This window comes from Clostridia bacterium, from assembly GCA_019683875.1.
Lineage (GTDB): Bacteria > Bacillota > Sulfobacillia > RBS10-35 > Bu92 > Bu92.
On record JADGHN010000172.1, the window covers coordinates 1 to 2,770 of the forward strand.

Genomic DNA, 2,770 nt, shown 5'->3' on the forward strand with positions numbered 1-2,770 from the left:
AAGGGGTTGGCGGATGCCGTCTCCGGCGGCCGGTCGCACCGTAGGGATCCGTGTCAAAGGGGCGCCGGGCGCCGTGCCGGCCTGGCCGGGGGCATACTCGCATCTTGGATGACGGGGGCGGTGGTCGTGTACCCGCCCCTTTTTCACGTGTCGGCTCAAGAACGAACGGGCGCCCCGTTCGAGGAGGTCGTGCCGGTGTCCGTATTCACGAACGCAGCCCACGACGGTCACGAGCAGGTCGTCTTTTGCAGGGACGAAGCGTCGGGGCTGCGCGCCATCATCGCGATCCACAGCACCGCGTTGGGGCCGGCCCTCGGCGGATGCCGCATGTGGCCCTACGCGTCGGAAGAGGAAGCCCTGTTCGACGTGCTCCGTCTCTCTCGCGGGATGACCTACAAGAACGCCGCCATGGGGCTGAACTTCGGCGGCGGCAAGAGCGTCATCATCGCCGACCCGCGCAAGGACAAGACCGAGGCGCTGTTCCGGGCGTTCGGCCGCTTCGTGCAGTCCCTGGGCGGCCGGTACTACACGGCGGAAGACGTCGGCATCAACAGCGACGACCTCATCTACGTGCGGCAGGAGACGGATTACGTGCTCGGCCTGCCGGAAGCGAGCGGCGATCCTTCCCCCGCCACGGCGTTCGGCGTCTTTTGCGGCATCCGTGCCTGCCTTGAGGAGGCGTACGGTTCGGACGACCCGGCGGGACGCACCGTCGCCATCCAGGGTGCCGGCCATGTCGGCTACCATCTCGCGAAGCTCCTCGTCGAGGCCGGCGCGCGCGTCGTGATCGCGGACATCTTCGAGGACAAGGTGCGCCGCGCGGTGGAGGATCTGGGCGTGGAGACGGTTCCCGCCGACGCCATTTACGACGTTGAATGCGACGTGTTCGCGCCGTGCGCGCTGGGCGCCGTCATCAACGACGAGACCATCCCGCGTCTGAAGTGCCGCATCGTCGCCGGCTCGGCGAACAACCAGCTGGCGGAGCCCCGCCACGGCGACCGCCTCCAGGAGCTCGGCATCCTGTACGCGCCGGACTACGTCATCAACGGCGGCGGGGTCATCAACGTCGCGTCCGAATTTAACCCCGGCGGCTACAATCGCGATCATTCCTATCGGAAGATCGCCGGAATCGGCGACAAGCTGAGGGAGATCTTCGCCATCGCGCGCCGGGAGGGAATTCCGACGTATCGAGCCGCCGACGTGCTGGCGGAAGAGCGCATCCGCCAGATCCGGGCCCTCGATCGGATTTTCGTGCCGGCGGCGAGCGGCTCCGCAAGGGGGTAGACCGTGAAGCTGGAGCCTGAATCGCACGCCGCGCGCCCCAAGCGCAAGGTGTCGGTGCGGGTCGTCGAGGACCTGATCCGGGAGCTCCCCGCCGTCCTGGACGCGCGCCTCGTGGTCAACGCGTGGGGCGGGGTGGAGGAAGTGCATGTCCTCGCGGACCGGACGCGGCCGGCCAAAGGCGTTGTGCGCGACATCGAAAGCGCGCTCACCGCGCGCTGGGGCCTGCGCATCGACCGGAAGAAGATCTCCGTGGCGCAGGTGCGCGGACTGCCGCCGGCGGACAAGTTTGTGCGCGTGAAGGTGACGCGCATGACCCTGTCGCAGGACACGGTGGCGGGGCGCGTGCGGGTGGAGCTGGAGATCGCGCCGGAACCGCAACGTGACCGGCTGGGCCGGGTGATCCTCGATCCGGAGATCCCGGAGGGTCCGTGGCGGGGCCAGGCGGAGGGGCCGTCCCTCGGGGACGCCGCCCGGCGCGTGGGCGCGGAGGCGCTGCTCGCGGCGCTCAACCAGGCGCTGCAGGACGGTCACTGGCTGGAGTGCTGGGCCGTCGAGTCCCACGAGGTGGCCGCGCACACCGTCGTCACGGCGCTGATCCTCCACCGCATGCCGCGCGGCCGCCAGCAGATGCTCTGCGGCAGCGTCATCGCGAGCGAGGGCGACGACTCCGTCCAGACCGGCATCCGAGCGGCGCTGGACGCCACGAACCGCATCTTCGGGCGGGCGCTGCGCCGGGCCGTCCCGGGACAGAACGCCGCGTCCATGCCGCTGGTGCCGCCCGTGATCCCGACGGCGGCGCCGAAGCCGGCCGCGCAGGCCGCCGGAGAGGCCGCCGCCACGGCGGAAGCCGCCACGGCGGAGGGATCGCCACGTTCACCGTCTGCTGGGCAGAAGTGATCGACGTCGCGCCGCGCCGCTCCGGGCACGTGGCCGTGCGCGTGCGCATGCCCGGCGGCGATGTCGCCGACGCCGTGGCCTACCCCGGCTTGACGGGCCCGGTCTCCACGGGGGACCGTGTCCTCCTGAACACCACGGCGGTGCGGCTGGGTCTCGGCACGGGCGGCCGTCACTTCGTGATGGCGGTGGCTGGGGCGGAAGATTGGTCGGAGAACGCCCCGGGACACATCATGAAGTTCCGCTACACCCCGTGGCAGCGGGCCATGCTCCACGCGGAGGAGGAGGGCGGCGCCGGCCACGAGCTTCTGCGCGAAGCGACGCGCCTCTCCGGCCAGCCGGTGGTGGCGCTGGGCCTGCACAGCCAGCTTGAGCCCGTCGTGCGCGCGTGCCGGCTCGCCTCGCCGGGGTCGCGCGTGGTGTACATCCACACCGACGGCGGCGCGTTGCCCGTCGCGTTCAGCGACACGGTCGCGGCGCTCCGCGAAGAGGGGTTGCTCCATGCGACGATCGCCACCGGCCAGGCGTTCGGGGGCGACGCGGACACCGTCGCCCTGCCGAGCGCGCTCCTGACCGCGTCGCTCGTGTATCG

General features: G+C 71.0%; 3 protein-coding genes. All 3 read left to right on the top strand.

Annotated features, from left to right (window positions below):
* The first annotated feature begins 108 nt into the window (after positions 1-108).
* The gene (locus IRZ18_09480) at positions 109-1,284 is read left to right on the top strand and encodes a Glu/Leu/Phe/Val dehydrogenase (protein MBX5477336.1); all 1,176 of its coding nucleotides are present in this window, start codon (positions 109-111) and stop codon (positions 1,282-1,284) included.
* Between the two features lie 3 nt (positions 1,285-1,287).
* Positions 1,288-2,181, top strand: a complete 894-nt coding sequence (locus IRZ18_09485) for a hypothetical protein (GenBank protein ID MBX5477337.1) — start codon at positions 1,288-1,290, stop codon at positions 2,179-2,181.
* Positions 2,178-2,770 (top strand): DUF3866 family protein (locus IRZ18_09490; protein ID MBX5477338.1); only part of this gene is annotated, 593 nt, incomplete at its 3' end. The genes IRZ18_09485 and IRZ18_09490, both read left to right, overlap by 4 nt.

Coding starts and splice junctions, on each gene's coding strand:
- IRZ18_09480 (MBX5477336.1), top strand. CDS start 109: ATGACGGGGGCGGTGGTCGTGTACCCGCCCCTTTTTCACGTGTCGGCT.